20 protein-coding genes are annotated in these 23,035 nt (G+C 56.3%); 8 read left to right on the top strand and 12 right to left on the bottom strand.

Annotation, left to right across the window (positions count from 1 at the left end):
* Positions 1-3 precede the first annotated feature (3 nt).
* From SRBAKS_RS14920 to SRBAKS_RS14890, 7 genes are read right to left on the bottom strand one after another with little or no spacing between them, the layout of a single operon-like run.
* A complete protein-coding gene (locus tag SRBAKS_RS14920) occupies positions 4-834 on the bottom strand; it encodes a protoheme IX farnesyltransferase (RefSeq protein WP_229591686.1) in 831 nt (276 codons plus the stop codon).
* Positions 831-2,048, bottom strand: a complete 1,218-nt coding sequence (gene coxB, locus SRBAKS_RS14915; RefSeq protein ID WP_229591685.1) for a cytochrome c oxidase subunit II — start codon at positions 2,046-2,048, stop codon at positions 831-833. The genes SRBAKS_RS14920 and coxB overlap by 4 nt, the downstream gene beginning before the upstream one ends.
* Before the next feature lie 3 nt (positions 2,049-2,051).
* Entirely contained in the window at positions 2,052-2,342 is a 291-nt protein-coding gene (locus SRBAKS_RS14910; protein ID WP_229591684.1) for a cytochrome C oxidase subunit IV family protein, read from the bottom strand.
* An 11-nt stretch (positions 2,343-2,353) separates the two neighbouring features.
* Entirely contained in the window at positions 2,354-2,950 is a 597-nt protein-coding gene (locus SRBAKS_RS14905) for a cytochrome c oxidase subunit 3 family protein (RefSeq protein ID WP_229591683.1), read from the bottom strand.
* On the bottom strand, positions 2,943-4,550 hold the full coding sequence (gene ctaD, locus SRBAKS_RS14900) for a cytochrome c oxidase subunit I (protein ID WP_229591682.1): 1,608 nt from the start codon (positions 4,548-4,550) through the stop codon (positions 2,943-2,945). Before ctaD ends, SRBAKS_RS14905 begins: the two co-directional genes overlap by 8 nt.
* Positions 4,550-5,479: an SCO family protein gene (locus SRBAKS_RS14895; RefSeq protein WP_229591681.1), complete on the bottom strand. Its 930-nt coding sequence runs from the start codon at positions 5,477-5,479 to the stop codon at positions 4,550-4,552. Before SRBAKS_RS14895 ends, ctaD begins: the two co-directional genes overlap by 1 nt.
* Positions 5,480-5,487: 8 nt before the next feature.
* A complete protein-coding gene (locus tag SRBAKS_RS14890; protein ID WP_229591680.1) occupies positions 5,488-5,793 on the bottom strand; it encodes a c-type cytochrome in 306 nt (101 codons plus the stop codon).
* 380 nt (positions 5,794-6,173) lie between these two features.
* Here SRBAKS_RS14890 and SRBAKS_RS14885 point away from each other — a divergent pair, with 380 nt between their 5' ends.
* The 7 genes from SRBAKS_RS14885 (at position 6,174) to tmcA (ending at position 12,634) form a co-directional block, all read left to right on the top strand.
* A complete protein-coding gene (locus tag SRBAKS_RS14885) occupies positions 6,174-6,575 on the top strand; it encodes a TadE family protein (RefSeq protein ID WP_229591679.1) in 402 nt (133 codons plus the stop codon).
* A 2-nt stretch (positions 6,576-6,577) separates the two neighbouring features.
* Positions 6,578-6,967, top strand: a complete 390-nt coding sequence (locus tag SRBAKS_RS14880) for a TadE/TadG family type IV pilus assembly protein (RefSeq protein ID WP_229591678.1) — start codon at positions 6,578-6,580, stop codon at positions 6,965-6,967.
* A gap of 7 nt (positions 6,968-6,974) precedes the next feature.
* Positions 6,975-8,150: a pilus assembly protein TadG-related protein gene (locus SRBAKS_RS14875; protein ID WP_229591677.1), complete on the top strand. Its 1,176-nt coding sequence runs from the start codon at positions 6,975-6,977 to the stop codon at positions 8,148-8,150.
* 789 nt (positions 8,151-8,939) lie between these two features.
* Positions 8,940-10,199: an electron transfer complex subunit TmcD gene (gene tmcD / locus SRBAKS_RS14870; RefSeq protein WP_229591676.1), complete on the top strand. Its 1,260-nt coding sequence runs from the start codon at positions 8,940-8,942 to the stop codon at positions 10,197-10,199.
* 12 nt (positions 10,200-10,211) lie between these two features.
* On the top strand, positions 10,212-10,871 hold the full coding sequence (tmcC, locus tag SRBAKS_RS14865) for a TmcC family electron transfer complex membrane anchor subunit (RefSeq protein WP_229591675.1): 660 nt from the start codon (positions 10,212-10,214) through the stop codon (positions 10,869-10,871).
* Positions 10,872-10,906: 35 nt separating this feature from the next.
* Positions 10,907-12,226 carry an electron transfer complex ferredoxin TmcB gene (tmcB, locus tag SRBAKS_RS14860; RefSeq protein ID WP_229591674.1) on the top strand — a complete coding sequence of 440 codons (1,320 nt, stop codon included), beginning with the start codon at positions 10,907-10,909 and terminating at the stop codon, positions 12,224-12,226.
* 9 nt (positions 12,227-12,235) lie between these two features.
* On the top strand, positions 12,236-12,634 hold the full coding sequence (tmcA, locus tag SRBAKS_RS14855; RefSeq protein WP_229591673.1) for an acidic tetraheme cytochrome c3 TmcA: 399 nt from the start codon (positions 12,236-12,238) through the stop codon (positions 12,632-12,634).
* Between the two features lie 211 nt (positions 12,635-12,845).
* Here the strand turns inward: tmcA and SRBAKS_RS14850 are convergent, their stop codons facing one another.
* The 5 genes from SRBAKS_RS14850 to SRBAKS_RS14830 form a co-directional block, all read right to left on the bottom strand.
* Positions 12,846-15,419: a PEP/pyruvate-binding domain-containing protein gene (locus tag SRBAKS_RS14850; RefSeq protein WP_229591672.1), complete on the bottom strand. Its 2,574-nt coding sequence runs from the start codon at positions 15,417-15,419 to the stop codon at positions 12,846-12,848.
* A gap of 122 nt (positions 15,420-15,541) precedes the next feature.
* Positions 15,542-15,952, bottom strand: a complete 411-nt coding sequence (locus SRBAKS_RS14845; RefSeq protein ID WP_229591671.1) for a response regulator — start codon at positions 15,950-15,952, stop codon at positions 15,542-15,544.
* Between the two features lie 16 nt (positions 15,953-15,968).
* Positions 15,969-16,355 (bottom strand): response regulator, encoded by a 387-nt coding sequence (locus SRBAKS_RS14840; RefSeq protein WP_229591670.1) that lies wholly within the window; start codon positions 16,353-16,355, stop codon positions 15,969-15,971.
* A gap of 12 nt (positions 16,356-16,367) precedes the next feature.
* Entirely contained in the window at positions 16,368-16,799 is a 432-nt protein-coding gene (locus tag SRBAKS_RS14835; protein ID WP_229591669.1) for a response regulator, read from the bottom strand.
* A 37-nt stretch (positions 16,800-16,836) separates the two neighbouring features.
* On the bottom strand, positions 16,837-18,570 hold the full coding sequence (locus SRBAKS_RS14830; protein ID WP_229591668.1) for a sensor histidine kinase: 1,734 nt from the start codon (positions 18,568-18,570) through the stop codon (positions 16,837-16,839).
* 528 nt (positions 18,571-19,098) lie between these two features.
* Here SRBAKS_RS14830 and SRBAKS_RS14825 point away from each other — a divergent pair.
* The gene (locus tag SRBAKS_RS14825) at positions 19,099-22,773 is read left to right on the top strand and encodes a DUF748 domain-containing protein (protein WP_229591667.1); all 3,675 of its coding nucleotides are present in this window, start codon (positions 19,099-19,101) and stop codon (positions 22,771-22,773) included.
* Positions 22,774-23,035 lie beyond the last annotated feature (262 nt).

Genomic DNA, 23,035 nt, shown 5'->3' with positions numbered 1-23,035 from the left:
TTATTATAGTCGGTTCAACAAAAGCGCCATCAGTCCCAGAGGCAGGGATGCATGCATGGCAAACGTTGCAGGACGAATGCGCCCAGTGACCACCAGCCCGACAACCACGCCGCCCGCCAGCAGAAATGAAACCGGAACCACCCACTGCAATGAGGCGGCTCCCGACAACCCGGCCAGACACCCCAGCCCGATGAAATACGCGCTCACCCACAGGGCCATGAGTACGGAACGCACCTGGGGAGGCAGTGCCGCATGGAGCATGGCGAACCCGGCCCGTTCGTAATCGGCGCGGTGCTTTTCCGCCAACAGCCAGAAGTGAGGCACCTGCCACAGATAGAAAATGGCGGTCACGCTCAGGATACGCGGGTCCAGCGCATCTCCTCCGGCAGCCAGCCAGCCGACCAGCGGCGGCACGGCCCCGGCACAGCCTCCGGCCAGAAGCGCGGTGGGCGTCACCCGTTTCAAGGGCGTATACACTCCATTATACACCAGCAGTATGCCCATGCCGAGCATGAGCAGCGTCCAGCCTCCGGCCAGAAAGAAAAGTACCAATCCGCTGAGAATCATGGCCAGCGACAACGGCCAGGCCTCGTTGACCGTCAGCCTCCCGGCAGCAACGGGCCGGTGGCGTGTCCGCTCCATGCGCGCATCGCGATCCCGCTCCTGAATCTGGTTCAGGGCCGAACAGCCACCGCACAGAATGAATGCACCGATCACGGCCTCGACAACGCTCCCGGTCTCTGCCGAGCCGCGATAGAGCGCACCAAACAGCGTACCGGCCGCAACAGCCAGGCTCACAGACGGACGCATGAGCGAGGAAATATCACGGATCACTGACCAGCCTCCCCGCCAAGGCTTTTGATGTAGTCCACCAGACCGTCCAGGGTTTCCTGATCAATATCGTCATAGATGGGCATTTCGTCCTCGTATCCTTCGGGGATAAAGGCCGCTGGATCAACAATGGCCGTTTTGAGATATGCCTCGTCCGCCGAGATCGTGACAGGCTTGCCGTCCGGCCCTGTGCCCTTCCGCTCCGAGCCGTAAAGCCCGAGGAATGTCGGCCCCACATCCTCATCTCCATTGGTGGTATGACAGCCAAAACACCCCTGTTCATCAGCCATGCCTTCGCCTGGGTGGGACTTGCCGCGCAACAGCAGATATTTTGCCATGATGTCGAGCTGTTCCGCGGAAATTTCATCGGCATAGGACGGCATCTCGTCGTCCCAGTCCTTGACCAGCTCCGCCCCCGGCTCAAGCACGGACCGCTTCACGTATGCGGCGTCTGCGGTGACGACCTTCTCGGAGCCGTCGGGCAGGACCACGGTGCGCTCCTGACCGGCCAGATTCAGCAAGGTGGGAGCCGCGTCTTCGGATACATCCATGGAATGACAATCAAAGCACCCGAATTCTTCGAGCAGGGCAAAACCCTGATCAACGTCTGCCTGACCGGAGTCAGCCAGCCACGCATCATACTCGGCCTGCTCCACCACCCGGAGAACAGCCATCATGTCCGCATGTTTCAGACCGCAATACTCCGCGCAGAAAATATCAAACTCACCAGTCGTGTCCGATTCGAACCAGGCCGCGGTGTCCATGCCCGGGACCATGTCCCATTTGACGCGCATGGCCGGTATATAAAAGGAGTGGATGACATCCTTGGCCGTCAACGCCACCTTTACCGGAGTATTGATGGGCACCACCAGCTCCTTGGAAGTCTTGCCGTTGTCATAGGTAAACAGCCAGGACCACATACGCCCTTCCACCTGCACGACCATGGCGTCATCCGGGATGGTGCGCATGGCCTTGAACGAGGTCCAGCCGGTCCAGAACAGGCCCATGACGATGATGGTCGGCAGCGCGGTCCAGATGATCTCCAGCAGAATGGAACCCTTGATCTCGGTAGCCACGGGGTTGCGTTTGTAATTGTAACGCCACATGAAAAAGAGGGCGACAAAGGTGATGGCCAGCATGATGAACACGCTGAACCCGAAGATGATGAGGAAGGCCTGATCCACGCCTTTGGCTGCTGAGAAGACTTGTGGATACATGGCTTACCTGTAGGCTGTATCAAAAAAGGTGAAACCGATAAAGATGGCCAGGATCACAAAGGCCAGCAGGACCATGGTCTTCAGGGTTATGTTCTCGTACTTGAGGTGCATGAAGAAAAACGTCACCAGCAGCGCCTTGGTAGAAGCTATGGTCATGGCCGCAACCACATTCAAAAAGCCGAGATCAATACTCGCGGCCCAGACCGTAACCACGGTCAGACACATGAGTACGCCCCAGATGGCGATAAACAGCCCGTAGCCCGGCCCATGGTGTTCACTGTGTGTATTGCTCATAATCGACCAGCCTAGGTGATGAGGTAGTACAACGGAAACAGGTATATCCAAATCAGATCAACCAGATGCCAATAGAGCCCGGCATTCTCCAGAGCCACGAAATACTCTGGCGTGCACTTGCCCACCCGGATGAGCCAGGAAACCCAGCTGAGCACCGCCATGCCGATGACCACGTGGATGCCGTGCAGGCCGGTCATGGCAAAGTACAGGGAGAAAAACGCCTGCTTGCCCGGTGCCCAGTCAGCGATATCGGGTGAACCGGGATAGATGCCCACGTGAAATTTGTGCGTCCACTCGAAGTATTTGATGACCAGAAAACCGCAGGCAAACGCGATAGTCAGTGCAATGAAGATTTGCGCCAGCTTTGCGTTGCCCTTTTGCAGCGCGGTCACGGCCAGGGCCGCGAACAGACTGGAGGTGATCAGAATCACGGTGTTGGTGGTGCCCATGGTCACGTCCAGCAGTTGACTCGCCTGATGGAACTCGGCCGGGAACCGGCCCAGCGTCACCGAGTAGAGCACGAACAATCCGCCAAAGAGCAGAATCTCCGTAAACAGGAAGAGCCACATGCCCATCTTCGCGCCCTGATAGTCCCTGTGATCAGTCATCGTCCCTCACTTCGCTGAATGCATAGGGACCGTGCGTGACCACCGGTTCCACGTCAAAGTTGTGGGAAGGGGGCGGCGAAGGCAACGTCCACTCCAGTGTGGCTGCCTGCCACGGGTTCCTGCCCACGGGGGCTCCATGGTAGCGAGATCTGATCAGGTTGTAGATCATGAGTGCCAGCCCGGCAAACGTGAACCACGATCCATAGGTGGACAGCCGATGCAATTCCGTGAACTGCGGCAGGTAGTCGTAATAGCGGCGCGGCATGCCTGCCAGACCGAGCAGGTACATGGGAAAATACAGACCGTTTATGCCGACCAGCAGCAATCCGGCGGCGATATTGGCCTGCTTCTTGTTGTACATGCGCCCGTACATCTTGGGGAACCAGTAGTGGATGGCCGCGAACATGCCGAACCCGGTGCCGCCGAAGATCACATAATGAAAATGGCCGACAACAAAGTAGGTGTCATGGACGTGCATGTCGGTTCCGGCAGAGCCGAGCACCAGCCCGGTGATGCCGCCCATGGCAAAGAGAAAGATGAAACCCAGCCCGTAAATGAGCGGCGGTTCGGGCCGGATAGACCCTTTGTACAGGGTGGAAACCCAGTTGAAGACCTTGATGGCCGAAGGCACGGCAACCACGAATGTCAGGAGCGAGAAGACCATGACCGCCGTATCGGACATGCCGGACACGAACATGTGGTGCGCCCAGACCAGTGAACCGGCAAAGGCGATGGCCAGGCTTGATCCCACAATGGTCTTGTAGCCGAAGATGGGCTTGCGACAGAAGACCGGGATGATATCCGAGATCACGCCCATGGCGGGCAGAATCATGATGTAGACAGCCGGGTGCGAATAAATCCAGAAGAGGTGCTGGTACAGGATCGGATCACCGCCTCGGGCCGGATCGAAAATACCCATGCCGAGCAGACGCTCGATGGCGATGAGAACCACGGTGATGGACAGGATGGGGGTTGCCAGCACCTGAATCCAGGCCGTGGCATACAAGGCCCAGGCAAACAGCGTCAGCCGTCGCCACTTGAGACCGGGAGCGCGGAGCCGGTGGATGGTGACAATGAAATTCAGGCCAGTCAGAATGGACGAGAACCCAAGGACAAAGACCCCGAGCACCGCCACCGAGACATTGGTGGTGGTCACCGCCGAAAACGGCACATAAAAAGTCCAGCCGGTGTCCGGTGCCCCCCCGCCCGTAAAGAGCGAGGTCAACGCAATGGCCCCGCCAATGACATACAACCAGAACGAAAACATGTTCAGCCGGGGAAAGGCCACGTCCTCCGCGCCCAGTTGCAGCGGCAGGAAGAGATTGCCAAAGGCCGCCGGAATGGACGGAATGACCACAAGAAAGATCATGATCACCCCATGCAGGGTGAAGACCGCGTTATAGACCTGCGGCCCGATCAGGTCCCTGCCCGGCGAAAAAAGTTCGAGCCGTATGAGCAGCCCCAGAAAGACGCCCACCACAAAAAACGCGAGGATGCTCCAGAGGTAGAGCATGCCTATGCGCTTATGATCGATGGTAAAGAGCCACTCGCGTACCCAGGATTTGTCTCCGGGCGCCATAAAACCTTGGGAAACGACCATCAGCGCCTCTTTTTCTTGCCCCCGAAGATCAGCCAGGCCAGGAAAATGACCACGAACCCGAGGATGGAGAAGCCGGAGACGCGCAGGATATCAAAGACATAGCGTCGTCCGTCCGGATCATAGTTATAACAGTAGGACAGGAGTCGTTTGATAGACAGGCCGACCTTGCCTTCAGCGGCTTCGGTGCCTGCCATGGTGATGTCAAAAGGCAGGAACGTGGTGCCATACAGATACCGCACCACCTTGCCGCCGGGGGCTATGGCGATGGCCGCCACAGGATGCGCCCACAGGCCGCCCTGTTTCTGCACCGTATACCCGATGGAATCCAGGACCGCGTCAATGGCGTGCATGTCTCCGGTCAAAAACAACCACTGGTCCGACGGATAGCCGTTTGCCAGAGCCAGATAGTTTCGCTTGGCGCGCGCCGCGTCCTTGGGTTTTTCACGCGGATCAAAACTCAGGGAAACAATCCTGATCTCCTTGCCGGGTTGCAGCTTCACATCCGGCAGGATGGAGGCCATGGACCCTTGGAGCAGATTGCAGACGTCCGGGCATCGGTAATAGATGGGCAGGAGAATGACCGGGATGTCGATCAGCTCGTGCAGCGAAACGCGCTTGCCAGTGGAATCCATGAACTCCACGTCGGGCAGCATGTTCCCGAGTTTCTCGTCGATACCCACGGGAAGGTCCGCTTTCTCGGCCTCTTCCATCATCTTTTCGTGGTCATGGTCAGCTGCGCCCATGCCATCCATTGCGTCCATGCTGTCATGTTCGGAATGATCCATGGCAGGCTGAGCGGCCATGCTGTCATGTTCGGAATGGTCCATGGCTGGTTGAGCGGCCATGTCCATGGGCTCACCATCACTGGCCGCCCACACGGGAGCGGCCAGGATGGTCATCGCAAGCAGTATCAGGAAGAGACTGCGCATGGTCCCTCCTAAAGAGTACAGATGTGCGCAGCCATAGCCTTGAGCTCTTCAGGTGAGAACTTTTTGAGCACGCGGGCCATGGTCTTCTTTTTCGCTCCACCGTAGGAGCCCTCCAGGTAGCCGTTGAGCTTCATCTCGATCTCTTCGGCGCTCTGCCCTTTAAGCACTACACCGCCACCGGCCTTGGAGGATTCGGTGCCGTCACGATGGCATTTGGCGCACCGCGTTTTATACAGCTCCGCACCGTCAACGGCAAAGGCAGCGGTCACGCCAAAGCAGAACACGATGGTCAGGATGGCAAGTATTTTCTTCATTACTCCCTCATGTCATTTAATGGTTGATTCCAATCGGTATTCCCTTAATACGCCAAAGGCTCTTTTATTGTAAACAGTTATTTGTTTTAACAGGCTCCCCCTCTCCTTCCGGTTCAGAACACGGCCCGTCTCCGCTTCCCGAGGCACTCTTACCCCACCGTTCAAGTCCACAATTCTTGGATTATTGGCCGAAAACGACTCCATTTCTTATGGCTTTCCCCACCGGATTACGACGCAAACAGCAATCCGGTCACAAATTTTATTCTCATTTAATCAGATAGGTTAAGTAAAAAATTTACATCCATTATTCATGGCATACCCCTTGCTTCACAGACTATAATTACATGCGTCCGTACCAGCGCAACAAACAGGAGCGACTCATGAGGCATCGAAGAAAAAAAACACAACACAAGCATGGATTGGCCGCGGTTGAGATGGCTCTGCTGCTGCCCATATTCATTATGCTCCTGGTGGGAATCATGGATGCAGCCCGACTATTCTGGACCGAGAGTGTCGTGCGAGACGCGGCTTTTGAGGGCGCCCGTGTCGCCATCCTGAACGAGGCCACGCAAACCCAGATCGAAGAAACCATCCTCAAGGAGCTGAAAATCGGTGGTATCAACCAGACCTCTGACATCTCCATCGGCATCCGAGAGCCGGAACAACCCGTGGACGTCACCGTGGCAGTTCCTTTCGAATTTCTGATTCTCGGCTCTGTGGTGCCATCCCTGGACGGCAGTCAAAACATATCGGCAACGGCTGTCATGACGCATGAGAGGTAACCATGGAAAAGCGCAATACAAATAAAAACGGCAGCATGGTCATAGAGTTCGCCCTTCTGACCACCCTTCTGCTGATCCCCATCCTGGCTGGAATGTGGGATTTATCGCAGTTGATCGATATGAACCAGATCATGACCCGTGCCGCTCGTGAGGGCGTGGTCATGGCATCCCGTGGTGATGATCCGGTGGCCAGGGTAAAAGAGTATGTGGAATCAGCCGGGCTGCCCGCAGCCAATCTCTCCGTGACCGTACAGCTCGGCCCGGAAGACCCCATCGTGGGCCAGGAAGTGGTGGTCACCCTCAACTATGATTTCACCGAAAACACCATCTACCCCTGGGACGAACTCATACCCGATGGCCTGAACACAGTAGCCCATGCAAAAATGGAGTAATGTCACCATGTCATTCATTCGCAATTTCATATCTCGCGATAACGGTGTCGCCACTGTCATGGTCAGCCTGAGCATGGTCGCGCTCATGGGGCTGACCGCTCTGGCCGTGGACCTCGGCCGGACCTATCTCAAGCGCAGCATGTTGCAGACCGCGGCCGACACGGGCGCCCTGGCAGGCGCGTCCTCCCTGCTGGCCGAAGGGCGTGATTTCGATCGGCTCAGAACCATCGTCACCACCTATGCCGTCAAAAACATGGTCGAAGCCGACATCCCTGCCAGTGCCCTTATGGATTCGGACATCGTCTTCATGCGGGACGGCGTCCCGGACGATGAATTCCCGAATCAGGTTGAGGTCACCATCACGCTGTCCGCTGAGCGCGACAACGCATATCCTCTCTACTTCGGTAAAGTGGTGGGCAGACCCTCCATGGACATCCGCGTGGTCGCCCGCGCCGGTATCGTGTCCACCTGCTCAAGCAAGTGCGTCAAGCCGTTCGTGGTTCCCACAAAATTCGAATGGGACGACTCGGCCGCTCCGGCAACAAAGTACTATCAAAACGGGACCTTCGACGTAGACAGCGTACAGGAACTCGACACCGTGAACGTGCTGGGATACTCCCAGGCCGACGTGGGCACCCAGATCATCATCAAGCCCGGTGACCCGAGCCTGGCCATTGCCCCCGGACAGTACAACCTGGTCGACCTGCCCCCGCTCAACAAGGGCACTCCGATCACCGGCGCTGCCATGGTCAAGGAGAACATCGAAGGGTGCACCGGCTCCAACAATGAAGTGAACGTGGAATCCGGCGATGAACTGCTCATCGAACCCGGCAACTCCGCCGGTCCGGTCAAGGCGGGAGTCAACACCCTTATCAACCTCGACCCATACGCTGTTTGGGATTCGTCTGAAAATGCCGTTAAAGGGAGCACATATGGAGATCCGCTGGACAGTCCGCGCGTGGTCATCATCTCTTTCTACGATCCCCGGTTCCCTCCCACTGGGGGCAGGAACTCCATCATCGTCTATGAACTTGGCGCATTCTTCTTGGAAAACGTGGACAGCAGCGGCAATGTCACTGCCAGATTCATGAACACACTGGCCGTGGATCCTCAACCGTCGTCGGATTCGGACGACTGTCTCCTTAAATACAGCCGCGTCATGCTCGACACCAGTAGACTGTAAACACGGGTATACACCTCCTCTGAAAAGGGGTTGCTGATCAGACTGATCAGCAGCCCTTTTTTTGCCCACAGCTCCCTCCCACTTTCCCCCTGGTCAGCCAGTGAACAACGGATGAACTGCGTCTTTTTTTTCAAATTTCGCCCCAAAAGGGATAAACAGCAAAACCCCCTATTTCAGGAGGAAAAGATCAAAAACGGGGCGCAGATGAGCAGTTAGCGCACATTTTCACTCTTAAAGACTCTCTAAAACCTACTATACTACTCTGAAATACCCATTTATCTCTGAAAAACATGGACTAATTCTTTTGTGTATGCTTATACAATTCCCCAATCTCAGACGACCTGTTACTTGAGGTTGGAAGCATGCGGATCAAGTATTGTATTTGACTGCACCGCCCATGGTCGACTGTAGAGAAAGAGCTGGTTACAGCAACGGAATTGAGGGTGCACTTTGGGAAGGGATGCACTGTATGATCGGTGGCCACAGCCATCCGGTCCCCTCAAATCCTTATGGGAGTCGAAATCGTCACGAGCGACGGTCATGGGCAGATCGTTCTTGAAAGGTTTCAATAAAACCTGTTTGTATGGGTCATCCCTTGAATTCAAAGTTTCTTTGAGGACGTGTCCGCACCTCCTTACGAATGCTTGCAATTCGATGACCTGGTCGGGATGGCCCACTAAGCCGCCTCCTGACGAACACGACCCCGACGTTGATTGACCTGCCTCGTTTTTTTTTACGAGGCGCATTTGCCGCTTTCATTAAAGCGGTGTCACAACACAAGGGGGTGCTATGGGAAAAATCTCCTCTTGGGATTGGGAAAACGGCCAGAAAACGGTCGTCAAATCTCTCTCCCCTCTCGAAGGTCACGAATGGCAGGAAGAGCCGTATGTCTCACCTGATGGTGAGACTATCGCAGCTATCGTCAAGGTAGGCGAAGGCGAATTCTCCATACGGACCAACGACTCGGTTTGGGAAAACACGTTCGACAAGATCTGGTATCCGAAGTTCGCTCCTGACGGTCGCCTGACAGCCATCTGTCAACAAGACATGGAATGGGTGTTGACCGCAGACGGCGAGAATGTAGGTGAAACCACCGATTACATTTGGGATACCATGACCAGCAAAGACGGCTCCGTCATTGCGACCATGTACAAAAGCATGGAGCAGTACGGATTGTGCGTCAACGGCGAGCCGTGGGAAACTCTGTACGAAAACGTCAACCAGCCCGTCTTGGCCGAAAACGGCGCACACGCAGCCGGTGTGGCCCAGATGGAATCCATGGACGCGGCAGACATTGAAGCCTTCAAGCGCGGCGTCTACACCGTCGTTGTTGACGGCAAGCCCTGGGAAAAACTGTTCCTCAACGTCTGGGCCCCCCGGTTCAACGCTGACGGCACCTCCGTGGCTGCCACTGTCCGTACATCCGTGTACGACAACACCATTGCCGTGGACGGCGTTGCCTGGGAACAGAAGTACAACCAGGCATGGGAACCCGTATTCTGTCCCAAGGACGGCGGCGTTGCCGCCCCGGTCCGCCAGGCAGGGAAATGGGGCGTCGCCAAAGATGGCAAGACCCTGTGGGAACCCCGCTACATCCAGTGTCTGGAGCTCCAGTACGACGCATCCGGCGACAATCTGTGGGCCATCGTTGCCACCAGCTACGGCCAGTTCACCGCCTGTGTGAACAACGCTGCCTGGGGCGACACATTCACCACCGTCAACGACCTTGTTGTCAGCCCCGACGGCACCCGTGCCGGCGTCCTGACCAGCGAGTACAACGAAAACTTCAAGATCGTGGTCGACGGCACTGCCTGGACCGGGACCTACGACATGGCCTGGCCTGTCGTCTTTTCTCCCGATTCCAAGACTGTGGCCGCCAAGGTCGAGAAAAACGGTCGTTACCAGATTCTGGTCAACGGCAGGTCCTATGAAAAGGATTTCGACGCTGTCTGGCCCCCGGTCTTCAACGAAGACGGCACCAAGGTGCTCATTCGCGCCATCGAAAACAACAGCTACGTCCGCATCGTTGCGGATGTGGCACAATTCTAGGCGGAGGGAATCATGACAGCATTTTACACCTTCGTCACCGGACCGTTGGCATGGGCCGCATGGGCGATCTTCATCATCGGTTCCATTTATCGTCTGGTCAGCATGTATGCGCTGGCCAAGGCCAAGGACGGTTCCTCCCTGGCGTACATGAGCCTGCCCTACGGACTCCGGTCCATCCTGATGTGGCTCATTCCGTTCAAATCCCAGGGTTGGCAATCCGATCCCCTCATGACCGTTACCACCTTCGCGTTCCACATTGGCTTCCTTCTGGTTGCCGTGTTCCTGGGCGCACACGTGGTCCTTTGGGACACCGCATTCGGCATCTCGCTTCCGAGCCTGCCCACCGGCATCGGCGACATCATCAGCTTCGTGGTCATCGCGGGCTGTGCAGTGTTTGCCTATCGTCGTCTGTCCCTGCCCCACGTCAAGCGCGTAACCCGTACCAAGGATTGGTTCGCACTGATCATCGTTGCACTGCCGTTCATCACCGGCGTCCTGGCCTATCACCAGATCGGCCCGGTACTCCTGATGACCACACTGCATGTGCTCGCAGGCGAACTCTTGTTGGCGCTCATTCCGTTCACCCGCCTGAGTCACGCACTCTTCGCTCTGTGGACCAGAGCGTACATGGGATCGGAATTCGGCGGCGTCCGCCATTCCAAGGACTGGTAGGCCACAACCAATCACAGTAACGCGAGGTAAGAATAATGAGTCAGATTGCTGACAGAATCATATCCGATGTCGGCCTTGAGAACGGGGTTGCCGCACTCACTCCTGAAAGGATTGAGGCAGTGGTCAACCAGATGCTCAAAGGCGAGACCGGGGCAAAGCTCAAAGCCTACAACGAGACATGCATGCGTTGCGGCCTCTGTTCACAGGGTTGTCACTACTACATGTCTCACGACAACGACCCGAGCTACTCTCCGGTGAACAAGGCTACGGAGACCATGTATGAGCTGATGGAGAAGAAGGGCAAGGTAAGCCCCCAGCGCATTTATGAGATGGCGCAAATGGCCTACACCGAATGCAACCTGTGCAAACGGTGCGCCCACTACTGTCCCATCGGTATCGACACCGGCTACATCATGTCCATGGTGCGCCGCATCTGTTACCTGCTGGACGTTGTCCCGCAGTACATTCGCGACACCTCCCACTCTCACTCCTCCACCATGAACCAGATGTGGGTCAAGGACGACGAGTGGATCGACACCCTGCAATGGCAGGAAGATGAAGCCCGTGACGAGTTCCCGGATCTGCGCATTCCCGTAGACAAGGAAGGGGCAGACTTCATGTACTCGGTCATCGCACCGGAGCCCAAATTCCGTACACAACTCATCTACCAGGCTGCCGCCATCATGAACGCAGCCGGTTGCAACTGGACCATGCCGTCCCATCCCGGTTGGGATAACTCGGACATGTGCATGTTTGTCGGTGACTTCGAAAACATGGGCCGTCTCAAACGCGCCCACTATGAAGTAGCCCAGAAGCTGCGCGTCAAGCGCATCGTCATGGGCGAATGCGGCCATGCCTTCCGCTCTGTCTACGACATGGGCAACCGCTGGCTCGGCCACAAGAAGATGCCCATCCCCGTCATCCACTCCATTGACTTCTTCTGGGAGCTGATAGACGAGGGCAAAGTCAACATCACCCACAAGTACGAAAAGCCTGTCACCATTCAGGACCCGTGCAACATCATCCGCGGACGCGGCCTGATGGACAAGCTGCGTGACGTTGTCCACTTCCTCTGTGAAGAGGTTGTCGAGATGACCCCCAACCGTGAGCACAACTACTGCTGTTGCGCCGGCGGCGGCGTCATCAACTGCGGGCCTCCGTTCAAGAATACCCGCATGACAGGCAACAGAATCAAAGCCGAGCAGCTCGAGGCGACCGGTGTCAAAGACATCGTCATCCCTTGCCACAACTGCCACGGCGGTATTGAAGACATCATCGGCTACTACGATCTCGGCATGCACGGTAAGTTCATCGGCGACATCATGTACGAACTGATGGTCAAACCGGAACTGTAGGAGGACGCCATGAACAAGAACATATGCAAAATTGCGGCGTCCATGCTGACCATCATTGCGCTGGTCGTCATCTACATGGCTCCGACCGCCTTCTCCCAGGACGACATGACCCATGTTCCCACGGATGCGTTCACCAAACTCGAACGCTCCAAGGTTGCCTTTGCTCATGACGCTCACAATGAAAAGGCTGAAATCGAAGATTGCGTGGTCTGCCATCACTCCCAAAATGATGACGGCACACAGAACCTCGAGGATTCCTCCGAAGGCGAATCCTGTGCATCCTGCCACGCTGTGGAACGGACCGACGGCGGAACCCCGCTCATGCGCGCCTACCACAAGCAGTGCATCGACTGCCACAAGGAAAAGGCCAAGGGCCCTGTCGCCTGCGGCGAATGTCACGCCAAATAATTCGGTACTCCCGATACAAGAAGAGGCCCCGGAAGCATGCTTCCGGGGCCTTTTGCATCCATCTGATCGCCAGCGGAGAGATTCGGTCTTCACGCACCCTGCGTCGGAGCTGTGGTGCGAGGTCGTCTCCGATAACCTGAAGCACCCTTCAGGAATCCTGTCTCCATCTTCGTCGCAACCAGTATTCTCGAGCACGCACCGCGCTTCACGTCTAGCGAAACATCTCGAAGTCCTTGAGGAATCGTTCTTTTCTTCGAGCCACTTCCGCCGAGTTAGTCATGATCATATCCAGTTGGCGGGTGTGCGTAATCAGATATCCCAGCACCTTGAGACGAAAGCCCATGGACGCCCTGTTAAGCCCTTCCACGCGGGCGAACACGTTGTCCTGCCGCACGCGCACGCGAAAATCGAGGTCCTCCAGCATCCCGCCCACAAACTGGGCTCGGAGGATGCGCCGCTCCGTGTTGGCGGCCCCGCCCTTGAACTGAAAACTGGCGTAATTCTCACTGATGCGATCCGAGACCAGGGATTCGGCTCCACAGAAATGAAAACCGAAACGCGATTGCAGGCTGCAATAGTTCTTTGAGATCATGAAATAGTTTTTCTGCGTGTAGTGTGTGCCTGTGGCCGGTATGAGGTTCGGGTTGACCGTGGCCTCGAACATGATGGACATGAACCCTTTGGTGTGCACTGGCGGCGGCCCTTCCCAGGGCACGGCCTGCATGCCCTCCCACAGCGCCTGCATAGGGAAGGAATCGACCTGACTCAACAACACGGTCCGGTCTGTCCGGGCCATCCCTTCAGGAGTGATGCCGTCATCCAGATTGAGCACCCAGAATTGTTTGGGCACGTCGGTGATCAGTTGGCGCGAGGCCGCCTCGATGAACTCCTCGTTGGTACCGAACTGGAACATCTCCAACACAGCTTTCTCATGACAATACCGCATGATGTCATGCAGGGTCCGGCAATTGCTCGGCTTGAACTCCGGGGATTCCGGGTCCGTCAGGTTGAGCCTGACAATAAAGCGTGCCGCCCTGCGCAGGGCGTCCTGAACCTTACTGCCCCGCATTATCCGTTGCCGCGGTTTTTCCACCAGCAACGACTCCACCGGCCCTGTATACACGGCACGCCCGTCCGCATCCACGGTGAGCAGCTGACCGTTTTCAAAATTACCCACAACGCCTTTCATGCCGAACAGGGCCGGAACCCCGAACTCACGGGCCACGTTGGCCAGATGCCCGGCCATACCGCCCTGTTCCGCAACCACCGCACTACATCGATCAAGCAGAGCGGCGCGGCTGGGCAACGCATTCTTGATGATCAGAACACCGCCATCGGGGAAGGACAATACATCCACGTCCTTGCGCACGGTATAGGCGGGCCCTACGCCGACCCCCGGGCTGGCCGTGAGCCCTCCGGACAACGCCGGCGCAGGTAGCCCCCCCACAGGCAGGGCGACCGCGTCATTCGAGGTCATCTGCATGAGCGGACGGCACTGAAGAAGATGAAAGGCCCCATCAGCGGTAACGGCCCACTCGATATCCTGTGGTGTGCCGAAATAGGTCTCGATACGCACCGCTTCACGCGCAATCATGATGGCCAACGCATCGGTCAATGAGGGTTCGAGCATGCGCTCTTCCATAACGTCCACACGGCAGACTCCCGTTTGAGGGCTGCAGACAAACTTATCCTTTTTATCTGCCACCAACGTCTCGACCACCGAGAACGGTTGCCGTCGCACAATAAAATCGTCCGTGGAGGCGGTGCCGTCCACCACTGGCTTGGGCAGTCCCCACACGGAGTGGATGGACACGGTATCGTCGCGCATATTCACCGGACTGCGGGAGTACGCCACGCCCCCGGACAGAGCATCCACCATGGTCATGCACCCCACGCTCATCGCCACATCCCGGTCACGAATCCCCTGATTCATGCGATAGGCCATGGCCTGCCGCGAATACTTGGAAGCCACGACCTCCTTGTAGGCGTTCAGCAGGCTGCCCCGGTCCACGTTGAGCAGAGAGCGGTACTGTCCGGCATAGGACGCCCCCTCCACATCCTCGCCAAGGGCACTGGACCGGACCGCCAGATCCGGGGGGCTGCCCATAGTCCGATGCAGGTTGTCATGCGCCTCCAGAATACTCTCGGCCAGATCATCAGGCAGACGAGTGTCCATGACACGCTGCATGATCTTTGACGACGCCAGAAAAACGGATTCCCGATCCCTCTCGTCCGTGGTCTGGATTATCCGTTCAATCTCGACGCCCAGATCATTGACCTCCATAAAACGATGAAATGCGCTTACCGTGACAACGAACCCGGCAGGAATATCCAATCCGAGTCTGGCTCCGGCCTCGCCGAGCATGGCCATCTTGGGACCGCACATGTCCACATGATCGCGCCCCACCTCGGCCAGATTCATGACCCACGCCCCGTGTGTCTGGGGAGTATCCAGCTCAATCTCGGCCATGATGTTTTCATTGATGGATTCCAGGACTTCCACCAGATCGTCATGCCCGTGGTGATTCAATTCTCCCAGATGGCGGACCATCTGAAATATGGACGTGGAAATGCGCGTGCACAGGGTGTGGACATAATGCATGCCATAGGGGGTGAAGCCACGCAGGGCCTCCTCCAACTCGCCGATCAATTCATGGGCGCGGGTGTTGGCCTGAATAAGCAAACGGAAATGATCATACCTGGCAGCAAAAACACGGCGGATCTCCGCCCGCTCTTCCGGCGTCGTTTCCTTCTTGCGAAATGAGAACCAATCGAGAATGCCCATGAGTCTTCACCAGACCTCATCACCCTCTCCTCTCCCACACGCGCTCATGCAGCGTGGCAGATGCGGCAAGGGCGCATCGTTACAGTGTCACTGATTCGTGTTGGTACAATTGAAAATGGCTGTTATTCGGTATGCGCCCTGGCAGCGATCTTTTCCTCTCGATGTCGTTTGCGGGTGCTCGCATCCTCAAGCTTGTAGAGCAGCTCTTCTATTTCCACCGGCTTCATCAGATAGTCGAAGGCCCCCAGCTCCATGCCCTGGATGGCCATCTCCATGGACGCATGGCCCGTAAGCATGATGACCTCCACAAGCGGCCACTCCTGCTTTATCCTGTGCAGTGTGGCAATGCCGTCCATGCCGGGCATCTTGACATCAAGCAGCACGATATCAGCTGCGAACCCACGCAATTTTTCCAAGGCCTCTTCGCCGGCCCCGGCCTCCTCAATGACCATGCCCCGTTTCGTCAGCCGCTTGCCCAGCGCACTGCGAAAGGGGGCTTCATCATCCACAAGGAGTATATGTATGCCAGTCATTGACTGCTCCGTCCTGTTATGTGTCCTGCCGCGCGTGGCTGACGGCCTCCCGAATCTTCTGTAGCAGCGTATCCAGCTCGCACGGCTTGAGCAGGTAATCAAACGCGCCTGCCTGAATACCTTCTCTGGCCGCCTGCTCACTGCCATGCCCCGTGAGCATGATGACCGGCATCTCCGGCACCATTTTCTTGAATATCTGCAATATCTCGATACCGTCCATATCCCCCAGCTTGAGGTCAAGGACAGCCACGTCAAAATCCTGTTTTCTGAGTACCTGTATGCCCTCGGTGCCGCTCATGGCAACCGTGACGGAAAGCCCCCGCTTGCCCATGCGCTTTTGCAGGACATCCAGGAATCCGCCTTCATCGTCCACCAGCAGGACTCGTGTCTCGACTTCGCTCAAGGAAAGACCTCCCTAATCACCCCGCCTGAGCACGATATGACGCGCCCTGGCTTCAAGAATCTTGGTCTCATGCGTTTCCTTCTTGTCGTAGGCTTCGCCCACTTTGCCAAGCAGTTCTTCCAGATCGCACGGTTTCATCATGTAGTCGAACGCACCGGACTTCATGCCTTCAATGGCAGACTCCACCGTGGCGTGTCCCGTGAGCATGATGACCTCCACCAACGGATGGTCGATCTTGATCCGGGCAAGCGTCTCGTTGCCGTCCATACCCGGCATCTTTACGTCCAGAATCACCACATCTATGGAGCCGTTGGAGGACAGAACGTCAAGCCCTTCATGCCCGCTATAGGCAGTGAAAACTTTCAGCCCTCGCTTCCCCAACCGTTTGGCCATGGTGTCCACGAATCCCTGTTCATCGTCTACGAGTAGAATGGTAGCAGGCATCTGTACCTCCTGGTTGCCTTATCATATACTACACGACTTACGCCGTGTCTTCTTTATTGAGCCGTATCTCGCACGCCCCGCCCTCGGCCTCTTTCACTGCGGGCAGTCGAATGGTAAACGTCGTGCCAACATCCACGGTGGACTGAACGGCAATAGTGCCGTCCATCCTGTTGATAATCCCGTAGATGATGGACAGCCCCAGGCCGGTCCCCTGGCCCACGGGCTTGGTGGTGAAAAAAGGATCAAAAATACGCGACAGATTGGCCTCGGGGATACCACACCCGGTATCAGCGAAGGAGATGGCGACGTCGTCACCATCCAGTCGGGTCATGATATCTAGATTACCTCCGCCCGGGTCCATGGCATCGATAGCGTTATTGACCAGATTGAGAAACACCTGCTGCATCTCAGAGGGACTCGCCTGCACCTGCGCGATGGTGTCCGCCAAACTGGTTTCAATGATCACATTGGCGTACTTGGCCCGTTGTTCGGAAAGCTCCACAATCTCCCGTACCAACTCATTGAGGCAGAAAAACTTGACGGTCGGGTCGGTCTTGCGGGCAAAGGAAAGGAGCTTGTGAGTGATCCCCTTGCAGCGCGTCCCCTGCGTCCGAATCTGGTTCAGGGCGCGTTGCACTTCGCGCTCATTGTCATCCACCTTCAGCCCTTCTTCCAACAGATCCTGAATCCAGCCCGCCTCCTCGACCATGATCGCGACAGGATTGTTGATCTCATGGGCAATACCGGCGGCCAGCTCGCCGACACTGGCCAGCTTGCCCGCTTCGATGACCTGCTCGTTCATGATCTCCTTGGCCGAGTCCGCCTTCTCCACCTTGCGGGCCATGCGCCGACTCATCAGATACGCCATGATAGTGATGGCGAGGGTACCCAGCAACAGGACCACCAGCGCCAGATTGCGGGTCCGGTTCAACGCGGCATACGCGTCATCAGTGTCCTGCTGAAACACCATGAGCCAGTCCCCGTTCTTGATGGGACTGGTCACGAAGATCATTTCCTTGCCGGTGGCCGGATTGGTCTCCGTGGTGATGGCTGCACGACCCCAGACCCGCTCCCCATTGCTGTCCATGCCCTTGACGAACCGTTGCAGAAACGACACCTCACCGGTCATGTCGCGATTGGGAGTCGTCTGGAACTCCGCCTTTTTGTTGATGATATAGGCAAGGCCGGTCTGACCGATTCGAATATCCTCGACCAGCTTGTTGAACGCAATGAAATCGAGTGTGGTACGCAGGAACCAGTCGCGCCCAGCCTCCTTGATGCGCAACGCTATGGTGAAGTGCGGCACCCCACGCAATCCGGGCCCCACATCGCTCACATACACGGTGCGCTCACGGGCCATGCGGAACCACTCTGCTTCCGAATAGTCCACTCCCTGCAACCGGTATGGCCCGGCATAGGCCTCCTGAATTCCCTCGCTGTTCACCAGCCCGAGGTCGACAAAATCATTCCCGTGCCCCCGGACCAGGGCGTCATGCAGGGCTTCAAGCTCACGAGGATCACGCAGACGATTCACATTGAAGACCTCGGCCAGCACCCGAATCTCCTCCACCTTCTCTTCGAGGTAATAGTCAACGGACTGATCGTGCTTGAGCACCAGCTCCCGCAGATGAGCCGTTACTTTTTCTTCGTAGGCCGCGCCATATTGATGGCCCGCAATGAGAACAATAAGCACAAGAGGGGCGATAGAAACGAGTATGATGGTAAACATCATGCTCTTGGCGAGACTTTGATAGTAGTGCGAGTCTGACATTCTCTCTCCTGGATCGAGGTTCTGTGCCGCATGAATCAGACATTTCGCTCCCCGTCGATTCTTCATACCACATAATAATAGAGCAAAACAATGCGAACCCGCACTCTTTGTCATGAAAACGGCAGGGGCTGTTCCCCCTGCTCAGCGCAGACAGGCACAACAGGGCATCCATGCACATGCCCGAAACAGAGGACAGCGGAAAGAATGAAGAAGAAAGAAGTTAAGCGACCGGTATGGCCTCGGCGAGAATATGGACAACGGTCGCCTACCCGTATTGCAGACGCATGCCGACTCTGATCGCCAGCTTTTTTCCTCTCGTCAATATCAAGAAATATAAGCCGAAATCATGCAATATTAAGGCAGTAAACCTGTTGTACATTTTTTATCAAGTCGTTTATTTTATGCATAGAACGCACGCGTTTGTCGTGCACTCATTGCTACTCGAATCATATGAACAATGGATTAATGCCCTGAATTGGGATACCCTGTATACCTCTGGACAAACCTCTGCTCTGAAGTAGGTCGAACATGCTGGCATTCCTTGACAAAATTCCCTATGGCACCCCGCGTATACGTCGGATCGCCTTTTGGCTTCTGACGACACTCCTCATATGGACCATTATCGGCTTTCTCGTGATCCCGCCCGTGCTCAAAAGCGTGCTGACATCACAGCTGGCCACGGAATTGAAACGCCCTGTCGTCATAGAGAAGATCTACTTCAACCCGTATACGCTTCACCTGGAGGTCCACAACCTCAAGGTGAACAAGCTCGAAGGCGAAGGCGACCTCCTCTCCGTGGGATACATGGACGCGGCCCCGGGCATCGCTTCAATATGGGAGCTGGCACCGGTCGTATCCTACCTGCATCTGGTTGATCTCACCGTGGACATCACCTTTTTCGGCAACGGCAAATACTCCATCTCCGACCTGATGGCAGCGTCCGACAACGGCGACAAGCCCGAGGATGCCCCCGCAGACGAAGAGGATGAAGGAGCGGTCTTCCCGTTCGCCCTGTATGGCTTTGAACTCAGCAACGCCACCATCCTCTTCGATGACCAGCCCCACAACAAGAAACACGTCATTTCCGATATTTTCCTGCGCGTTCCGTTCACCTCCAGCATCATGGACAAGCGTAAGGAATTCACCCAGCCCAAGTTCACCGCCGTTATCAACGGCGACCCGGTGGAACTCAAGGGACGAACCCTGCCTTTCGACGAATCCCTGCTCACCGAGTTCGAGCTGGGAGCAGTGGATGTCGACCTGAACCAGTACTGGAACTATGTCCCTGTGGAGACACCTCTCAAGCTTGAAGAGGGGCGATTCACTTCCGATATCTCACTCTTTTTCGAACGCCCGGACGCCCAACGCCTGAACCTGTTCCTCGGTGGTGGCGGCACGCTCTCCAACCTCAAGCTCTCCGACCCCAAGGAAGGGTCTGTGCTTTCCTTGAAGAAGCTCGCCTTCCAGATGGAACGTTTCTCTCTGGGCGACAACGCATTGGTACTGACCAGCGTGACCCTGGATTCCCCCTTCTTCAAAATCATCCGGCAAAAGGACAATGCCATCAACTGGGCGACATACTTCCCCGGCCCAGAAAAGGGAGAGAAAAGCCCTGCGGACAAGACACAGGCCGAAGCAAGCGCTTTTGTCATGGACATCAAACAGGTCGACATCAAGGACGGTGTTCTGGACTGGACAGACCGCATGGTTCCCGGAGAATTCAAACGGACATTCTCCAATCTCAACTTCAAGGGATCCAAGCTTTCCAGCTACGGAGACACCCCAAGCCAGTTCGAGACCTCACTCGGAACCACGGGCACCATCGGCCTGCAAGGCAAAGCCACTATTGACCCGCTCAGTGCCGAGATCTCGGTGACCGCCCAGAATATCCCCCTGGATCAATACGCCCCCTATTTCAACCAGGCCCAACCCATGCTCGTGGACTCCGGCCTGGCGGGCATCTCGGCTGACATCAACTTCTCAATGGTGGACGGCAAGCCAAAACTGCTGGTGTCCAACGGGACCCTCTCCCTGAACAACTTCAAGGCGCGAAAGCCCGAAGCCAAGGACCCGAGCCTTGAGCTGACCGCCCTGAACGTATCCGGGATAGCCCTGGACCTGGATTCCCAGAAAGTCGACGTAGCCGAAGTCAAGGTGACCGGCCCTGCGGTCACAGTCGTCCGGGAAAAGGACGGCAAAATTGACCTGCAAAAACTTCTGGCACCTGAATCCGCAGTAGCGGAAGAGATCGCCACAGAGGTAGAAACCGCATCAAAGGCCAAGGATGACAAGACGTGGTCCGGCGGCTGGCAGGCCGAGGTCGCCCATGTTGTCGTGGAAGAAGGAGACTTCAGATTTATGGATGCCTCTCTCAAGCATCCCGCCAAGTTTGGCATCAACAAATTCAAATTTGAACTGACGGACCTGTCCACGCTGGTCGGCAAATCCATGCCCTACACAATGAGCGGCAACTGGAGTGGACGCGGATCCTTTTCGCTGGGAGGCAAAGTCTCTGTCGATCCCCTGTGGTCCAACGGACGGCTCCGGCTCAACGGCTTCGGCCTCAAACCCTTTGATGGGTACGTTGCCGAATTCACCGAGTTGATCGTGGGCAAAGGCAGAGCCTACGCCAACCTCAAATACACCTTCAAAGGCGGCGACAAACCTCGCTACACCGTGAACGGCGACACCTCTGTGCAGGCGCTTCAGGTCAAGGACACCATCAGCGACACCGAAGTGATGGGATTCGATGAATTTGCTCTGCATACCATCTCCTTTGCTAATGAACCCAACAGGTTGACCATCGGCGAAGTGAACCTCAAAGCTCCCATGGCAATCGTCGAGATCTTCAAAGACGGTCAAATGAATATCAAGCGCGCCCTGCGCATTGCGCCTGACCCGGCCCCCAAAGAAGGGACAACGGAAACGGCCACGGCCAAAAAGGCTGCACCACCCACAGGCGCAGAGAGTAAAGAGCGCACCAAGCCCGACCCCAAGGAATCGTTCTTCAAGACGCTGGAAATCAACAAGGTCAGCATCACCGATGGTCAGGTCAAATATCGTGATAACTCAGTGCACCCCTTCTTTGCCACCGACTTGAGAGACATGAATCTCCTGCTCACCGACATCAACCAGACGCCCGAAGCCCGACCCAAGATCGACTTCAAGGCGAATATCGGGGAGACCCCCATGTCCGTGACAGGCGCACTCAATCCGGTGGTCACGCCGATCTACTCTGATCTGGCGATCTCCATCAATGGGATGGGCCTTATCCCGCTGACACCATATACTTTGCACCATCTGGCGTATCCCATCCAGAAAGGCCGTCTCTATGCGGATGTCACCTTCAAGACAGAGGACTGGGAACTCAGCGCGGAAAACAAGTTCTTCATTGAGAAGCTGGAGCTGGGCAAAAAGGACGACAGCCCCGACGCGCCTGATGTGCCAGTGGAGTTCGGTCTCTCACTGCTTCAGGACGGTGACGGCAACATGGAGATCAACCTGCCCATCCGCGGCCGTCTGGACGACCCGGACTTCAAGATCGGCGGCATTGTCTTCAAGGCCATTGTCAGTCTGCTGTTCAAGGCCCTTTCATCACCGTTCACCCTCATCGGCTCCATGTTCGGCGGCGGCGAGGATATGGACTTCGTGGTCTTTGAGCCGGGCAGATATGCTCTGGATGCCGCGGGCAAGCAAAAAATGGATACGATAGTCAAAGCGCTGACAGAACGAGAAAAACTGACGCTGGAAGTGGATGGCGTCGTTGATTCCAACGCTGACAAGACCGGTCTGGTCAAGGCCTTTTTCGAACGCAAGGTCAAGCAGATGAAGTATGACGACCTGAGCCGCGACGAACAATTGGCAACCTCTGTGGACGCCGTTACCTTCGACAGTCCGGAAGACTATGAAGAATGGTTGTATGAGGCCTATGCAGCCGAACCGGACGAAGAGGATGAAAAGCCCACAACCCTGTTCATCACCGACCGTCAGCCTGTTAACGTCATGGAAAAGTTCATTCGTGATCGGACCATCATCACGGATGAAGACCTGCACGAACTGGCCCTGCTCCGCGCCAAAACGGTCAAGGACTACATCGTTGCGGCCAATCCAGCCCTGGCGGATCGCGTCTTCCTCCTTGATAAGGAAGACGCCCAAGGCAAGACCGGCGTCCCGTCACACAGAGCCGATCTCGGGGTCAACTAGCACGCACCCGGCACAAGACCGAGTGGAAGTGGGAGGGGAATGCCCCCCCTGCACCCGATACAATAAAAGAGCCGCGATCAAAACTGATCGCGGCTCTTCTTCATTGCGTCATAGACCCACACGAGGCGGGCAGCCCGCACCCAGCGCCAGCAAAAGTTTCCTACAGCGATATATCCCCCCTGAGAGCGTACTTTTTAGCTGAGCATCTGCTTGCCTCATAAAAACAGCAGGTATATCCTTCCGGAAAATCCAAAGCGTTTCT

This window comes from Pseudodesulfovibrio sediminis, from assembly GCF_020886695.1.
Taxonomy (GTDB): Bacteria; Desulfobacterota; Desulfovibrionia; order Desulfovibrionales; family Desulfovibrionaceae; genus Pseudodesulfovibrio; species Pseudodesulfovibrio sediminis.
The sequence above is the reverse complement of the archived record's forward strand: the minus strand, read 5'-3'. Positions and strand labels throughout refer to the sequence as shown.